We start from the raw sequence: 15,697 nt of genomic DNA on the forward strand, positions 1-15,697 counted from the left end.
ACAGGGGAAAATAAACGATGTCTGATATGACCCCGAGAGAGATTGTTGATGAACTTAATCAACACATCATAGGGCAAGATAAAGCAAAGCGTGCTGTCTCGGTTGCATTACGTAACCGCTGGCGGCGCATGCAGTTGGATGACGATTTACGACAGGAAGTGACGCCTAAGAACATTTTAATGATCGGCCCAACCGGGGTTGGTAAAACCGAAATCGCCCGGCGTCTGGCCAAGCTTGCTAATGCTCCGTTCATAAAGGTTGAAGCGACTAAGTTTACCGAAGTTGGTTACGTGGGCAAAGAAATAGAGTCCATTATCAAAGATTTGACCGACGTAGCCGTTAAACAAAAGCGCGAAGAAATGATGAAGAAAGTTCGTTATCGCGCAGAGGAAGCGGCCGAAGATCGTATTTTGGACGTATTGTTACCTCCGGCACGCTCGGCGTCGTCAGGTTGGGGTAAAGAACAAGACTCGGCAGCTCCTAGTGAAGAAGAACGGAAGTCGCGGCAGGTATTCCGCAAGAAATTACGTGAAGGAGAGCTCGACGATAAAGAGATTGAGCTGGATTTAGCGATGTCGCAGATGGGTGTGGAAATAATGGCGCCTCCGGGTATGGAGGAAATGACCTCTCAACTGCAGAATATGTTCCAGAACATGGGCAACGATAAAACCAAAAAACGCAAAATGAAGATAAAAGATGCGTTTAAGCAGTTGGTTGATGAAGAAGCTGCGAAATTATTAAATCCCGATGAGGTTAAAGAAGCCGCGATTAATTCGGTAGAGCAAAATGGCATCGTCTTTTTAGATGAGGTCGATAAGATCTGTAAGCGCGGAGATACGTCAGGGCCGGATGTTTCGCGTGAGGGTGTGCAACGGGACTTACTGCCGCTGGTAGAGGGAACCACGGTCAATACCAAGCACGGTATGATCCGCACTGACCATATCTTATTCATAGCGTCCGGTGCTTTTCAGATGAGCAAACCGTCCGATCTGATCCCTGAATTGCAAGGGCGGTTGCCGATTCGGGTCGAGCTGGATGCGCTAACAAGCCATGACTTTGTACGTATCCTGACAGAGCCTAACGCATCGTTAACCACTCAGTATCGAGCGCTGCTGAACACCGAAGGAGTAAAAGTAGAGTTTACTGATGACGGTATCCAGCGTATTGCGGAAATTGCCTATCATGTTAATGAAACGACAGAGAATATTGGTGCTCGCCGCTTACATACCGTGTTAGAAAGGCTGATGGAAGAAGTTTCATTTAACGCGACCGATCACTCGGGTGACACTATATCGGTTGATGCGGATTATGTAGAGCAACACATTGGTGAATTGTCTAAAGACGAGGATCTAAGCCGCTTTATCCTGTAACAGCTAAGCTGGGGTGGTCGCTGCTAAAGAATCGCGCAGTGGCTCTCTCCCAGCCTCTAATTCCGACTCTATCATCTGTTCTGCAAACTCAATACGCATTGGTGGCGAATAGAAATAGCCTTGCATCATATCGCAACCGAGCTGCTGCAGAATGTTCTGCTGATCGTCTGTTTCTATCCCCTCTGCGATAACTCGTTTACCCAAGCCGTGTGCCAGACGAATCATGGCTTTAAGAATAGTGGCGTCAGTACGGTTCTGCTGCAGTTCACTGACAAAGCTGCGATCGATTTTTATCTTGCTAATCGGAAGTGAACGCAAATAGGCGAGTGACGAGTGACCCGTACCAAAGTCGTCGATGGCCACCGTAAACCCAAGCGTGCGTAATTTGTTGATAACACTCATGCCGTTATGTAGATCCGACATGGCTATAGTCTCTGTAATTTCAAGCTCAAGGCTACCTGGGGTGATTTGATATTTTCTGATCAAACTTTGTAATTGATCGATCAATTGAAAGTGCTGGAACTGTTGCGCAGACAGGTTTACAGCGATGGGCCAGCAGTGCGCAAACTGCTGCTCCCATTTTCGCAGGATTGAGGCTGTCTTTTCCAAAACCCAGGTATCTAAGGTTTCAGTCAAACCCAGTTGCTCTATGTAGGGTAGAAACTCAGCGGGTGCAAGCAAACCGCGCTCAGGGTGTTGCCAGCGAATCAAAGCTTCGAAACCGCACAACTGTTGATGATCGAAGTCAAACTGAGGCTGCAAGTACAGAACGAACTGGTCTTCTTTAAAAGCGCGTTTTAGTACTGGCTCCATATCCATTAACTGAGCAAACATATCGTCCATTCCGCGTTCAAAGAAAACCACCTCCGTTTGGTGCAATTTCTTCGATTCGGTAAGGGCAATGGTTGCCTTATTTAGCAGTATTTCAGCATTAGTGCCATGCTGCGGATAACGCGAGATACCGATGCCGACAGCAATTGTTATCGACTTCTCCCCTATTTCCATGGGCTCGTTAAGGGTTTCTTGTAATTCCAGGCCTAAATCGCGTATCAATTGCCGACTTTTTAAATGGTCGAATAAAACCGCAAAGACATCACCACTGATGCGAGCTACCGCGATAGGTGTTTTATTAAAGTGTTGCAGCCTTCGAGCAACTTCTTTTAACACCTGATCGCCGCCTTTGATGCCAAAACTTTCGTTGATTGATTTGAATCGTGAAATTCCAATTAAGCAAACCGTAAGATGGCGGTTGTTGGAACGGCAAAAATCAATCAGCAGTGGTATTTTTGAAACCAGCTGCGGACGGTTTGAGACACCGGTGAGGGCATCATGAGTATGCAAATATTCGGCTCGTTGCATTGCCCGAATGGAGGTGCTGCGCTCCGATTCTAGCAACCAAATGATGATACCGATCATCACTATCGCCAGGAAGATAATGGTAAATACGGGCTGCACGCTTACAACCCAGTCTAGTGCTGGTGGTATTAAGGTTAACTTGGCGAGCACGACGAGAAAGTTTTTAATGGCAACAAATAAAAACCCGAAGGCGACAAGTCGCGGGCCAATCCCTTCTTTGACACGCAACCACATCGGTAACCCAATAGCGAGAAACATTATGGCAGGTATCAGAAAGCGCATAACACCGTCGCTGGTACCACTCATTGCAAAAGAAATGCTCGGTGTTACCCAGAAAAACGAGCCGATACCGGCGAATAGCGCAAAAAAGTAACCGATGTTACGCCAAATACGTTTAGGAACCTGTTGTTTCATAGCATCGGCGGAGCCGATTGCAACATAGATGATAGCCAGGTATTGCAGCGTTAAAGCGGCGCTTTGCGTTATCGCAGCCCAACTAATAGATTGCTCAGGGCTGTTCATTGCCATAGCCGCCAGACAGACTCGAAGTAGCTCACTGCCGCCGTAAGATAAGCACGCAAAAGACCAGTATCTAAGGTAGACACGGTCGTAGGATACAAAGTAAAAACGCAGTAAAGCCGCAAAGCCAATGAGTAGCAGCGTTTGTACAAAGTGAGTAATGGTTTCGATCGCCAAACCGGTGATCAAATCGAGAGTCGGCATGTCATCTTTTATAATTATTGTTATTTCTTTCCTAGAGTAATGTGGTTAGCCGTTATAATTCAAGTATTGATTACGTCAATTGGAGTTAATTGACGACAAATCTTGATTTAGGTTTTTGAATGACGCAAGAACCGTTATACTCACTGATAGTCTCTTCCTACAGCGTGGACAAAGCCATGGAATACAATACCTCAGAACTGTGTGATCTTTATCCGGATATGGTCGACGTCGTCGAACCTATGTTCGAAAATTATGGTGGGCGCACGTCATTTGGTGGTCAGCTAGTCATTATCAAGAGTTACGAAGATAAAGGCCTGATTGAGGAAACACTAAACCAAGATGGTGGTGGCAAAGTCTTATTAATTGACGGAGGCGGCTCGGTCAGACGCGCGTTAATTGATTTAGCGATTGCAGAACAGGCATTTGATAACGATTGGGAAGGCATTGTTTGTTACGGTTCAGTGCGCGATGTCGATGCACTCGAAGAACTTGATATTGGTATCTTAGGGGTTGCCTCTATCCCGGTCGCAGCTACTAGCGAAGGCACTGGTGAAGTTGATATTCCGGTTAACTTTGGTGGTGTAACCTTTTTGCCGGAAGACCACATCTACGTGGATAGCACCGGCGTTATCCTCTCTCCAGAGCCGCTTGATATTGAATGATGAGTGACGTTTCGTTTTTACAACTGGTGGATGCTGCAGCCTGGGTTAAAGTTCGTGAACACGAAACAAAAATAGGGCAAGCCATACGTTGTCTGGACGTCAAGGGCAGTTACCAGCAAAGCCTTGCCGATGCATGGCAAGAGGGGCAACGGGTTGCAATCGTCGGTGTCCCGGAGAGTATTGGCGTTAAGGCCAACTTAGGTCGCCCAGGTGCTGAAGGTGGCTGGCAGGCATTTTTACAAAGCTTTTTGAACTTGCAAAAAACCGGCCTTCTTTCGAGTCATGAGTTGCTGCTTGTCGGTGCTGTCGATTGCACCGATTTGATGCAACAAAGTGAGGCGCTTGACGTGTCCGATAAGCATCAGCTAGCGGAACTTAGAGCTCTATGTTCACAAGTTGATGCGAGAGTCTCACAAGTTATTCAGCCGCTATTTCAGCAAGGGTATGATGTTATTTTGATTGGTGGCGGACACAATAATGCCTATCCGCTGCTAACCTCTTTGTACCAATTTAGTGAACAGCCGGTGGCAGCCGTTAACCTTGACCCGCACGCCGACTTTCGAGCAATGGAAGGCCGTCATAGCGGCAATGGCTTTAGTTACGCGTATATGGATGGTGCGCTTGAGTATTATCATGTAGTCGGTCTGCATCCTGGTAAAAACTCTGCTAGTAGTCTGCGTCAGTTAAACGATGCTGGAATGCGCTATCACTCTCTACACCGTTTGTTCGAACGTTCCTTCAGCGAAGTGATGGATGAGGTTGTGGCGAAAGCGGACTCGTGGCAACGGCCACTAGGTATTGAGTTAGATGTTGATGCGCTAACGGGGGTTCCGGCCAGCGCAATAAATTACAGTGGTTTATCGCTGGCGCATGGGTTTCAGTTTGTTAAACGCTTAGCAGAAGTGACAGAGACACGCTATTTGCATTTGGCTGAGGCGGCGCCGGCACTCTCAAGCACCGGCTTCGAGGAAGGTTTAAAGCAAACCGGTCAAGTTTTATGTGAACTGACTACCGCGTATCTGCATGGGCGTGAACGTCGCCGTTAAGCCAAAGTTGAGTCAGTGGGTTAACCCCAAACTGATACGTGAGCTCTGCCGGATCCTGAATATCCCAAAGAGCCAGATTGGCCGTCATGCCCTCCTTAACCTGACCCATATTAGTTTCGATGCCGAGTGCCTTGGCAGCATTGACTGTTACCCCTCGTAGGCACTCTTCTGGCGTCAAACGAAATAGAGTAGCCCCCATTTGCAGCATTAGTGGCAAATTATGAATAGGTGATGAGCCTGGATTAGCATCAGTGGCTAACGCGATTGGCACGCCGTACTGCCGCAACAAGTCGATGGGCGGTATTTGAGTATCGCGTAAAAAATAAAAAGCCCCTGGCAATAGTACTGCGACCGTCCCGGCCGTTGCCATAGCTTTTACCCCAGCCTCATCCAGTTGCTCTAAATGATCTGCCGATAAAGCTTGGTAGCGTGCCGCCAGTGCTGCGCCGTTTTGATTAGTAATCTGTTCGGCGTGAAGTTTTATCGGTAAGTTTAATTGCTGTGCGGCCTGAAAGACTCTTTCGGTTTGCGCGGGAGTAAAGCCAATGTTTTCGCAAAAGGCGTCGACTGCATCGACTAAGCCTTCATCTGCCAGCGTCGGCAGAATAGTATTAACAATTTCGTCAATATATCCGTCGGCGTTATCTTTAAACTCAGGTGGTAACGCGTGCGCTGCCAACAGTGTTGTTTTTACTGTTATTGGCAGACGGGCTGCAATTTCTCTGGCTACCCGCAGTTGTTTACGTTCGTTATTTAAGTCAAGACCGTAACCTGACTTTATCTCGACCGTGCCAACACCTTGCGAAATCAAGGCTTTTGCACGCTTCTCGGTGAGTTGTAACAGTTCTTCAAAAGAGGCTTGTCGAGTGGATGTTACGGTACTCGCAATACCACCGCCGGCTTCCGCAATCTCGGCATAACTTTTACCGTGTAAGCGCTGTGAGAACTCATTAGCCCGAGAGCCAGCCCAGACTAAATGCGTGTGACAGTCGATCAAAGCCGGGCTCAGCAGTTGCCCCTGACCATCAAAAACATCGGTTGCCGCGGTTGCCGGCGCTTGGTGTTCAGGGCCTGCCCAGTATATTTTCTTCCCCTCAATTATGACGACTGCATCATCGATAATGCCGTAGCCTGAGTCTTCCTCAGCCATTGTGGCCAGCCTGATGTTTTCAATTCGTTGCATGGTCATTATTCGGTTTCTCAAGTGATAACTTAAGCATAGCAACGCCAAGCTGTCTTGTATAGACAATCTGTTTGTTCTACACTCATAGAGGGTCGGCAACAGTGGACAGTACCATGGCTAAGTTCTCAAGCATTAAGCAACATATTTATCAAAAGATTGAGTCGGGCGAATGGCCCGAAAATCACCCGGTTAGCTCTGAAAACGCCTTGGCGCAGCAATTTTCTGTGAGTCGTATGACTGCCCGTCGTGCGCTTCAGGAGCTGGCCGATGAGGGATTGGTTATCCGCACACAAGGCTCGGGAACCTTTGTTGCGCCAATCAAGTCACAAACCTCGTTTATGGCCATCCGTAACATAGCAGATGAAATTCGTAGTCGCGGAAATGATTACCGGGCGAAAGTTCATCATCTAAGAGTGCAGGACGCCTCTAGTCAGGTTGCCGAGGCTTTAGCTTTAGCGCCCGGATCGACCGTATTGCACTCAACTATAACGCACTATGAGAATGATGTGCCGGTGCAATTAGAAGAACGTTATGTAAACCCCGAATTGGTACCTGATTATCTTAAGCAGGATTTCACTAAAGTGACGCCCCATGAATATCTATGTGTGGTCACGCCCCTAACTGAAGCTAGTCACCAAATTGAGGCGATAATGCCCATTACCTCGGTTTGCCAGTTCCTGTCTGTCGATCGGCATGAACCCTGCTTGCGCATTATTCGTCGGACCTGGAGCTCTGGTGGTGTTGTTAGCTATGCGTTACTGACGCACCCAGGCTCTCGTTTTAAGCTGGGCGGCCACTTAAATTTTGCCGGAAGTAGTTCTCAGGTAGTGTAGTAATAAGGAGATAGTAATGACTCATCAGCGACTGGATAAATCACGTAAAATCAAGGCAGACCATGGTACTCAACTGACTACCGCAAACTGGCAAATAGAAGCTGCTAAACGAATGCTCATGAACAACCTTGATGATGAGGTGGCTGAGCATCCGCAGGCCTTGGTGGTTTATGGCGGTATCGGTCGTGCTGCGCGTAATTGGCCATGTTACGACAAAATAATTGAGACGCTGGAACGACTACAGCCGAATCAGTCATTACTTATTCAGTCCGGTAAGCCAGTCGGAGTGTTCCCGACCCACGAAGACGCGCCGCGAGTTCTTATTGCTAACTCTAACCTGGTGCCAGAATGGGCTAACTGGGACCACTTTAATGAGCTGGATAAAAAAGGCCTGATGATGTACGGCCAAATGACGGCAGGATCGTGGATTTATATTGGCTCGCAAGGGATAGTGCAAGGCACTTATGAAACATTTGGTGCGGTGTCACGTCAGCACTTTGATGGTAACGCCAGTGGCAAGTGGGTGTTAACGGGTGGTTTAGGCGGCATGGGCGGCGCGCAACCGTTGGCAGCAACCATGGCGGGTTTTTCAATGCTGGCCGTTGAGTGCGATGAAACACGCATAGACTTTCGCCAGCGCACCGGTTATGTCGACCACAAGGCGACGGATCTTGACCAAGCTCTGCAACTGCTTGATGAGGCTAAAGCAGCCGGTACAGCGACCTCGGTCGGTTTATTGGGTAACGCGGCTGATGTATACGCTGAATTGCAAAAACGTGGCATTGTACCGGATGTCGTTACTGATCAAACTTCTGCTCACGATCCATTACATGGCTATCTGCCGCAGGGCTGGACGCTGAGTCAATATCGACAGCAGCAACAAGAGCAACCTAACGAAACAGTTGCCGCTGCTAAGCAGTCAATGGCAGTGCAAGTGCGGGCTATGTTGCATTTTCAGCAGCAAGGTTCTGCTGTGCTTGATTACGGTAATAATATTCGACAAATGGCTAAAGATGTTGGTGTCGATAATGCGTTCGACTTTCCCGGGTTTGTCCCTGCCTACATTCGACCGTTATTCTGTGAGGGAATTGGTCCATTCCGCTGGGTTGCATTGTCTGGAGATCCCGAAGATATTTATAAAACTGATGAAAAAGTAAAACAATTAATTCCGGATAATCCTCACCTGCATAACTGGCTGGATATGGCCAGGCAGCGGATTTCGTTCCAGGGCTTACCTGCGCGAATTTGCTGGATTGGCCTAAAAGACCGAGCGCGAATTGCTAAGGCTTTTAACGACATGGTGAAAACTGGAGAGTTAAAAGCTCCAGTCGTTATTGGTCGCGACCATTTAGACTCCGGATCGGTCGCCAGTCCAAACCGAGAAACTGAAAGTATGATGGACGGTTCCGATGCTGTCTCCGACTGGCCTCTATTAAATGCGCTATTAAACACTGCTGGTGGTGCAACCTGGGTTAGCCTGCACCATGGTGGCGGCGTCGGCATGGGCTACTCACAGCACGCCGGTGTTGTGATTGTAGCGGATGGCACAGAGGCTGCGGGTGAACGGATTAGCCGCGTGCTCTGGAACGACCCGGGAACCGGTGTTATGCGGCATGCCGATGCCGGCTACGATATTGCCAAACAATGTGCACAAGAACAGGGGCTGGATTTGCCCATGTTGGAAAACCAGTAAGGAGTTGTTATGAGTAGTTTTCCATTAAACCCAGGTCAGCTAAGCCTGGAAGAGCTGCGCCAATGGTACTTCACGGCACCCCAGCTGGAGTTAAGTGAGCAGGCTATTAGTGATATTGATAAGTCGGCTGAGACCGTACAGAAGGTGCTGGAACGGGGACAGGTTGTCTATGGTATTAATACCGGCTTTGGACTGCTGGCAAATACTCGAATACCACCTGAACGCTTAACGGACCTGCAGCGGCGTATCGTGTTATCGCATTCGGTAGGCACCGGGGAGCTGCTGAGTGACTCCGTTGTTCGATTAATGCTGCTGTTAAAAGTAAACTCCTTGTCACGTGGTTTTTCCGGTGTACGGTTAAAGTTAATCAATGCCTTGGTAGCGTTATTAAATAATCAAGTTTACCCTTGTGTACCGAGTAAAGGTTCGGTAGGCGCCTCGGGCGACTTAGCCCCACTGGCGCATATGGTATTGCCGTTATTAGGTGAGGGCGAGGTCCGGGTTAATGGTGAAATTCTACCGGCTACAGAAGGGCTCAAAAAAGCCGGCCTGGAACCGTTTGAGCTTGCCCCTAAAGAGGGCCTGGCCTTATTGAACGGGACGCAAGCGTCAACGGCGCTGGCACTGGCTGGTCTATTCAAGATTGAACGAGTTTTCCATAGTGCATTATATGTAGGGGCTATGTCGGTCGAAGCCGCCATGGGCTCTCGCTCACCGTTCGACGCTCGTATTCATCAGGTACGCGGTCAGCTGGGGCAACAGCAAGTTGCAGCTGCCTTCCGTGATATTTTGACTGAGAGCTCTGAAATCGCCCAAGAGCATGAGAACTGTGAAAAAGTACAGGATCCTTACTCGTTGCGTTGCCAACCGCAAGTGATGGGCGCTGTGTATGATCAATTAAAACACGCCGCTGGTATTTTGGAGCGGGAAGCCAATGGTGTAACGGATAACCCGCTGGTGTTTAGTGACGAGCAGGATATTTTGTCGGGTGGTAACTTTCATGCAGAACCGGTTGCTCTGGCTGCCGATGCTATTGCGATAGCAGCTAGTGAAATAGGTTCAATTTCTGAACGCCGCGGCGCACTGCTGATTGATAAACATCTGAGTAATTTACCACCCTTTTTGGTCGATGACGGCGGTGTCAATTCAGGCTTTATGATGGCACAGGTAACGGCTGCGGCTCTTGCATCAGAAAACAAAAGTCTGGCGCACCCGGCGTCGGTGGATAGCATTCCGACGTCTGCTAACCAGGAAGACCACGTGTCGATGGCAACTTTTGCTGCGCGGCGGCTAACTGATATCGCTGATAATATTGCTGACATTGTTGCTATTGAATGGCTTGAAGCTGCTCAGGGAATCGATTTTAGGCGGCCGTTAAAAGCATCTGAGAAGATAGAGCAAGCTTATCAGTGTTTGCGTGACGCTGTGCCATTTTACGCCGAGGATCGTTACTTCGCTCCGGATATCAAAGCTGCCAGTCAGCTAATAAAAAGCGGAGCCCTGGGAATGACGTTGGCAGACTTTACACCGCTAACATAAAACCACTCGGTTATTTTTTGTCACGGTTAGCAAGTATCACGAAGCGGCCGGTAAACTCTGCTACCGGCTGCTCGTCATCTAAAATTTGTGACTTCAACATTAAGCGGGCATTTTTGCCCTCTTTTAGCGCCGAGAAATCGCCCGTTACATCACTCAGCCGCGCAATACCGCGTGGCTCTTGAGTAACTGGCTTATGATAATGAATATTGCCGTCACCTAATACAACTGAGCCATCCAAACCTCTCTCCAGCAGCTGCAAATGCAAAAGCCCCCAACAAGTTAATGTTCCCAGAGAGTAAATGCTTCCTGCGAACATGGTGCCATGCACATTAATATTGCGTGACAATACGGCTCTGGTCTCAAACATGCGGCCCGTATATTGCTGGATTTTAATGCCCATGGCGTCAGATATAGGAATCTCTTGTTGCCAGGTCTGCTGCAGTTCGGCACACCATTCGGGCCGATAGATAATGCGATTTTTTTCACTAAACGACTTACGCAATTGGTGTTCAGCCATCGGATTATTTACGGTATCGGCCTCTTCGGCAACCTGGTAACCACATTTTTTATAAAAGCCAATCGTATTATCGCGGGAGTTAATCACTACGTGCTGCGCGCCATCGTTGCGAGCCGCCAGCTCCAACGCGTAAATAATTGCAACGCCGTGTCCTTCACCCCGATATTCAGGAGCGACAGCCATAAACCTAATTTGTGCTTCTTCCGGGCTATTAAAGTGCAGTCTGCCAACAGCCACCGCCTCGCCCGCTTCATTGATGACCATACGATGATGACCGACTTGGTCATAAGCGTCTTGCTCCGACCCGAGAGGGCGTTGAAACGGCTCGCGCAGCACCCGCCAGCGTAAATGATAGTATTTCTGCAGTTGCTGCTCGGTTTCAGGGGTAATGACTTTGTACATTAATCCACCCTTAATTCGAAAGTAACGGGCCCATCATTGGTCAGCGAGACTTGCATGTCGGCTCCAAACTGGCCAGTTGCTACTGGCACCCCTAATTGTTCCAGTTCCTTGCAAAACGTTAGATATAATTGTTCCGCCTGGTCGGGGGTGGCTGCGCACGAAAAACTGGGACGACGACCTTTGCGAGTGTCAGCGGCCAGCGTGAACTGTGAGACGACCAGAGCCGATAAACGTTTATCGAGTAGGCTGAGGTTCATTTTATCGTTGGCGTCGGCAAAGATACGGTAATTAGCGACGCGTTCAGCTAACTTACGAGCTCCTGCTTCGGTATCCTGATGCTCGACCCCAAGTAAAATCAGCAAGCCACTGCTAATTTCACCCACTGTGTTTTGTGCAACGGTGACTTTTGCGTTTGTTACTCGTTGAATCAATCCAATCATAAGGCTATTCGGCTCGCTTTTTCTTGCGTAGGTACTGGTATTCTTCAAGGCTAACGGTAAGTTCGGCTCCTGATAACACAATGGTCCAGGACAAATAAATCCAAACCAACAGGATAGGAATTGTCGCTAATGCGCCATAGATTGCCTGATAGGTTGGAAAGTAGGTGATGTACAGAGAGAACACCTGTTTACCCAGCTCGAACAGAATAGCAGCTATACCCGCGCCGAATGCCGCATGACGGAAGCGGACAGTTCGGTTAGGAACTAACTGGTACAACAGTACGAATGCAATAAAGCTAGTAATCACCGGGACAAGCCATAAGGCAAAACTACGAACCCCTGAAATGTACTCTTCGGCAAACTGAGTGAGTGAAATTAAGTAAGACGTAGCTGCTAAGCCCGAGCCAATTAGCACCGGGCCAAGGGTCAGGATCATCCAGTATATGGCGAGAGAAACCGTTAGCCGGCGCTTGCTCGTATCGCGCCAAATACTGTTCAGAGTGGAGTCGATCGCCGAGATTAACATCACGGCGACAACGAATAAAAAGGCAATACCAATACCGGTCATTTTAGAAGCGTTCGCGACAAACTCGTCAATATAACTTGATAGCTGCTCCCCCGAGGTTGGCAACAAATTAGCGATTAACGCTTCTTCTATGTTGCGTTGCAGCTGCTCAAATACCGGAAACGCAGAAAAGATGGTAAACATCACCACGATAAGAGGCACCAACGACAGCAGACTGACGTAAGTTAAATGCCCAGCCGTAATATTAATTTTATCCGCCGAGCAGCGTTGCCCGAAGTACTTAAAAAACTTTACCGAATGATGCGTTGCTTGACGCCAATCCATATATCTACCTTGACCTAAAAGCAGCCCAGTTGCGTATTATAACGTATCTTATCATGTTGGAGTTTCATCGCCATGGCAATGGTTGTGTTTGGTGCCGCCGGAGGATTGGGGCTGGCGCTCACCGAAAAGTTACACGCGACGTACCCTGAACAACAGATTATTGCGATATCGCGCAAGCCGGTTTCTAAAAGGCTCGCTGGCGTTAACTATGTGACAGTCGGCGACTACAGCGACGCAACTCTTGCTGAGTGGGCTAGCGACTTTAAAAAATCCGGCGGGCAACTGGACGGAGTCATTTCGACGGTTGGTATGCTGCACGATGACAGTACGTTTCCCGAGAAGCAACTGACTGATATCAACCCCGAGGATTTGGAAAAGCTGTTTCATGTTAACGCGATAACTCCTCTGCTCATTCTAAAACACTGCCAGACCCTTTTTGATAAAAAACAGGCGGCTTTTTTTGTACAGTTATCGGCAAAAGTAGGGAGTATCGAGGACAACTATCTGGGTGGATGGTATAGCTACAGAGCGTCTAAGGCGGCACTCAATATGTTATTAAAAACGGCTTCGATTGAGCTCAAAAGGTCACATAAACAGTTGATTGTCGCAGCTATACATCCAGGCACCACCGATACTGGGCTGTCAAAACCGTTTCAAAAACGTGTCCCCAAGGATAAACTTTATTCGGCTGAACAGTCTGCAGAGCGAATTCTCTCGGTCATTCGTGAACTTGAGCCTGCACAATCTGGCAGTTTGTTTCATTGGGATGGGACGCGCTTGCCTTATTAAAGCACCATTATTTTTGATGACAGCGTTGCTTTTAGGCCGCGACTCGTTCTAAATTGATAAGAACGCGACCGAGGAGAACCCTATGCTTTATATCTTAGCTATTCTATTACCGCCACTGGCGGTCTTATTTACTGGTAAAATATTCCAGTTTATTTTCAATTTAATCTTGGCCGCTGTTGGCATCGTTTTGGCGATATTTACCCTGGGTACCTTCGGGCTGATATATCTACTCGCCATTGTTCACGCGATTATTGCGGTTCACAGCTACCGGCAGGATAAGCGCGACGAGCGTCTGGTACGTGCTGTTCGGGGTGACAAATGATAAAACTGGTAGTCAGTTTAGCGGCTGTGGTTATGTTAGCTGGCTGTCAGACCGCATATTATTCGACCATGGAAAAACTAGGGATCGAAAAACGCGATATTCTGGTGGATCGCGTTGACGACGCTAAGGACTCTCAGGGAGAGGCCCAGGAAGAGTTCCGTTCAGCTTTAGAGCGACTCGACTCGATGTTAAGCATCGACGGGGGGGAGCTAGAAGAGAACTACAAAGCGTTAAAAGATGACTATGAGGCCAGTAAAAAATCAGCGGAGCAGGTACGCGAGCGTATCGATGCTGTTGATGATGTTGCACAAGACTTGTTCGATGAGTGGAATGAAGAGTTGGAGCAATACTCTAACGAAACGCTACGCCGTCAAAGCGAACGACAATTACGCGAGACCGAGCGACGTTATAGCCGCTTAATTGCTACTATGGAGCGTGCTGCTGGGAAGATGGATCCGGTGTTGGCAAAACTTCAGGATAATGTTCTCTACTTAAAACATAATCTCAATGCCCAGGCGATTACTGCAATCCGCGGTGAGTTCGATACATTGCAGGCTGACATAAGAGTGCTCATCGAGGAAATGGAAACAGCCATTTCGGAATCGAACGAATTTATTGAAGCGATGAACTCAGGTGGTTAGTTAATACGTAGTCACTAAGGTATTAACGTAACCACACTGAAAAAGGAAAAGCATCTATGTCGATTTTACTGATTGGTGGCAGTCGCCGTAAGGACTCACTCAACTCGAAAGTTAAGCACCGTATTGCAGAGGTTGCTGATAAATTTGGCATTTCTTATAAGTTGCTCGATGCTGATGCGTTAGATGCGCCGATTTATCATGGTGACTTTGAGGACGCTGAAGGAGTTCCTGAGTCGATGCAGGTGCTGGCCAGAGAGATTCAGGCCGCCAGTAAAGTAGTGCTGGTAAGCCCCGAGTACAATTCATCGGTTTCGCCGTTAGTAAAAAACGCTATTGACTGGGTATCGAGAGTTAAAGGCGATGCATGGAAAGATAAAAAAGTGCTACTGGGAGCTGCCTCTCCGGGCGGACTGGGCGGCATCAGAGGGCTTATGCATTTGCGTGACATACTCGGTAATGTTCAGGCCTGGACAGCACCCAATTTTGCAATCTGCCCTAATGCCAATGACCAAACAATTGCATCAATGGATGAGAATTTTTTGCAGGGCTTTTTGGTACAAGGTGACTAGTCGGCACTGGCCAAGCCATCAATGAATGTGTTGATGGCTTTGTTGCCATAGCCGGTAAGTTCAAAGTAGTCACTATCCAGTAACCAGTTGTAAATCAAACCATCGACCAATCCAAATAAGCCGATAACTGCCATCCTGGAATCAGTGGCGGCTGGTAATTGACCATCACGCTTGGCTTTTTCTAAGAGCTCTTCAAAATCATCAATACAACGATTACGGCCGCTGACATGGCGGAGTTTGATTGGGTTAACTTCGTCGATATATTCGCATTTGTGCAGCAGTATACTAGCAAGAGCCTGAACGCGCTGATTAGTCTGGATGCGGGTTAAGAACTCAGTGGTTCTTTGCCGTATTTCTTCAAGAGCATCAAAGTCATCCAGTTCGGCAATTTGCTCACGCATTTCGTCGATAGGCAGGCTGACCCGGTCCATCAACGATTCAATGAGATCTTGTTTGTTGCTAAAGTGGTGATAAATTGCGCCACGAGTGACACCAGCGTGTTCAGCAACCTGCGCCATTGACGTGTGGGCAACACCGTTCTGACCAAATAAATGCTCGGCCGCATCAAGCAACTTTGCTCGTGTCTCCATCGCATCTTCTTTTGTACGTCTTACCACTAGTCCGCCCCATCTTGCTAAATTCACTCTATTGTAACGCTTAATGATTAAACATGCATCAATGTATGTAAGCTGTCTATGTCAGTTTACCAACAATTTAATAAGTAATAAGCTTGTCCTACAAGTCTAGCTATGCCGATAATAC

At 48.1% G+C, this 15,697-nt stretch carries 16 protein-coding genes; 10 read left to right on the forward strand and 6 right to left on the reverse strand.

Annotation, left to right across the window (positions count from 1 at the left end):
• Positions 1 to 17: 17 nt before the first annotated feature.
• Entirely contained in the window at positions 18 to 1,370 is a 1,353-nt protein-coding gene (gene hslU / locus CWI81_RS11315; protein WP_126785423.1) for an ATP-dependent protease ATPase subunit HslU, read from the forward strand.
• Between the two features lie 3 nt (positions 1,371 to 1,373).
• On the opposite strand, the gene CWI81_RS11320 is transcribed toward hslU, so the two are convergent.
• On the reverse strand, positions 1,374 to 3,449 hold the full coding sequence (locus CWI81_RS11320) for a putative bifunctional diguanylate cyclase/phosphodiesterase (RefSeq protein ID WP_126785424.1): 2,076 nt from the start codon (positions 3,447 to 3,449) through the stop codon (positions 1,374 to 1,376).
• A 176-nt stretch (positions 3,450 to 3,625) separates the two neighbouring features.
• Here CWI81_RS11320 and rraA point away from each other — a divergent pair, with 176 nt between their 5' ends.
• Together rraA and CWI81_RS11330 are read left to right on the forward strand one after the other, a co-directional pair.
• Positions 3,626 to 4,111 carry a ribonuclease E activity regulator RraA gene (gene rraA, locus CWI81_RS11325; protein WP_126785582.1) on the forward strand — a complete coding sequence of 162 codons (486 nt, stop codon included), beginning with the start codon at positions 3,626 to 3,628 and terminating at the stop codon, positions 4,109 to 4,111.
• Positions 4,108 to 5,157, forward strand: coding sequence for a formimidoylglutamase (locus CWI81_RS11330; RefSeq protein WP_126785425.1), 1,050 nt, complete (start codon positions 4,108 to 4,110; stop codon positions 5,155 to 5,157). The genes rraA and CWI81_RS11330 overlap by 4 nt, the downstream gene beginning before the upstream one ends.
• Here CWI81_RS11330 and hutI read toward each other — a convergent pair.
• Positions 5,120 to 6,340 carry an imidazolonepropionase gene (hutI, locus tag CWI81_RS11335; RefSeq protein WP_126785583.1) on the reverse strand — a complete coding sequence of 407 codons (1,221 nt, stop codon included), beginning with the start codon at positions 6,338 to 6,340 and terminating at the stop codon, positions 5,120 to 5,122. The genes CWI81_RS11330 and hutI overlap by 38 nt on opposite strands.
• 113 nt (positions 6,341 to 6,453) lie before the next feature.
• Between hutI and hutC the strand changes: the two genes are divergently transcribed.
• From hutC to hutH, 3 genes are read left to right on the forward strand one after another with little or no spacing between them, the layout of a single operon-like run.
• Positions 6,454 to 7,173, forward strand: coding sequence for a histidine utilization repressor (hutC, locus tag CWI81_RS11340; protein WP_126785426.1), 720 nt, complete (start codon positions 6,454 to 6,456; stop codon positions 7,171 to 7,173).
• Between the two features lie 16 nt (positions 7,174 to 7,189).
• On the forward strand, positions 7,190 to 8,866 hold the full coding sequence (gene hutU / locus CWI81_RS11345) for a urocanate hydratase (RefSeq protein WP_126785427.1): 1,677 nt from the start codon (positions 7,190 to 7,192) through the stop codon (positions 8,864 to 8,866).
• 9 nt (positions 8,867 to 8,875) lie between these two features.
• A complete protein-coding gene (hutH, locus tag CWI81_RS11350) occupies positions 8,876 to 10,405 on the forward strand; it encodes a histidine ammonia-lyase (protein WP_126785428.1) in 1,530 nt (509 codons plus the stop codon).
• A 10-nt stretch (positions 10,406 to 10,415) separates the two neighbouring features.
• Here hutH and CWI81_RS11355 read toward each other — a convergent pair whose 3' ends face one another.
• The 3 genes from CWI81_RS11355 to CWI81_RS11365 are packed head-to-tail and all read right to left on the reverse strand — an operon-like array spanning position 10,416 to position 12,614.
• Positions 10,416 to 11,324, reverse strand: coding sequence for a bifunctional GNAT family N-acetyltransferase/hotdog fold thioesterase (locus CWI81_RS11355; RefSeq protein WP_126785429.1), 909 nt, complete (start codon positions 11,322 to 11,324; stop codon positions 10,416 to 10,418).
• Entirely contained in the window at positions 11,324 to 11,764 is a 441-nt protein-coding gene (gene dtd / locus CWI81_RS11360) for a D-aminoacyl-tRNA deacylase (RefSeq protein ID WP_126785430.1), read from the reverse strand. Before dtd ends, CWI81_RS11355 begins: the two co-directional genes overlap by 1 nt.
• A 4-nt stretch (positions 11,765 to 11,768) precedes the next feature.
• Complete coding sequence (locus CWI81_RS11365) at positions 11,769 to 12,614, reverse strand: virulence factor BrkB family protein (RefSeq protein ID WP_126785431.1); 846 nt, start codon at positions 12,612 to 12,614, stop codon at positions 11,769 to 11,771.
• A gap of 72 nt (positions 12,615 to 12,686) precedes the next feature.
• Here CWI81_RS11365 and CWI81_RS11370 point away from each other — a divergent pair, with 72 nt between their 5' ends.
• The 4 genes from CWI81_RS11370 to CWI81_RS11385 all read left to right on the forward strand — a co-directional run bounded on the left by CWI81_RS11370 (position 12,687) and on the right by CWI81_RS11385 (position 14,935).
• Positions 12,687 to 13,403 carry an SDR family NAD(P)-dependent oxidoreductase gene (locus tag CWI81_RS11370; protein WP_126785432.1) on the forward strand — a complete coding sequence of 239 codons (717 nt, stop codon included), beginning with the start codon at positions 12,687 to 12,689 and terminating at the stop codon, positions 13,401 to 13,403.
• Between the two features lie 82 nt (positions 13,404 to 13,485).
• A complete protein-coding gene (locus CWI81_RS11375) occupies positions 13,486 to 13,725 on the forward strand; it encodes a YqaE/Pmp3 family membrane protein (protein WP_126785433.1) in 240 nt (79 codons plus the stop codon).
• Positions 13,722 to 14,366 carry a DUF2959 domain-containing protein gene (locus CWI81_RS11380; protein ID WP_126785434.1) on the forward strand — a complete coding sequence of 215 codons (645 nt, stop codon included), beginning with the start codon at positions 13,722 to 13,724 and terminating at the stop codon, positions 14,364 to 14,366. The genes CWI81_RS11375 and CWI81_RS11380 overlap by 4 nt, the downstream gene beginning before the upstream one ends.
• A 56-nt stretch (positions 14,367 to 14,422) precedes the next feature.
• Positions 14,423 to 14,935 (forward strand): NADPH-dependent FMN reductase, encoded by a 513-nt coding sequence (locus CWI81_RS11385; RefSeq protein ID WP_126785435.1) that lies wholly within the window; start codon positions 14,423 to 14,425, stop codon positions 14,933 to 14,935.
• On the opposite strand, the gene CWI81_RS11390 is transcribed toward CWI81_RS11385, so the two are convergent.
• A complete protein-coding gene (locus CWI81_RS11390; RefSeq protein WP_126785436.1) occupies positions 14,932 to 15,552 on the reverse strand; it encodes a TetR family transcriptional regulator in 621 nt (206 codons plus the stop codon). The genes CWI81_RS11385 and CWI81_RS11390 overlap by 4 nt on opposite strands.
• Between the last annotated feature and the right edge of the window lie 145 nt (positions 15,553 to 15,697).

It is taken from the genome of Idiomarina seosinensis (assembly GCF_003987275.1).
Classification (GTDB): domain Bacteria; phylum Pseudomonadota; class Gammaproteobacteria; order Enterobacterales; family Alteromonadaceae; genus Idiomarina; species Idiomarina seosinensis.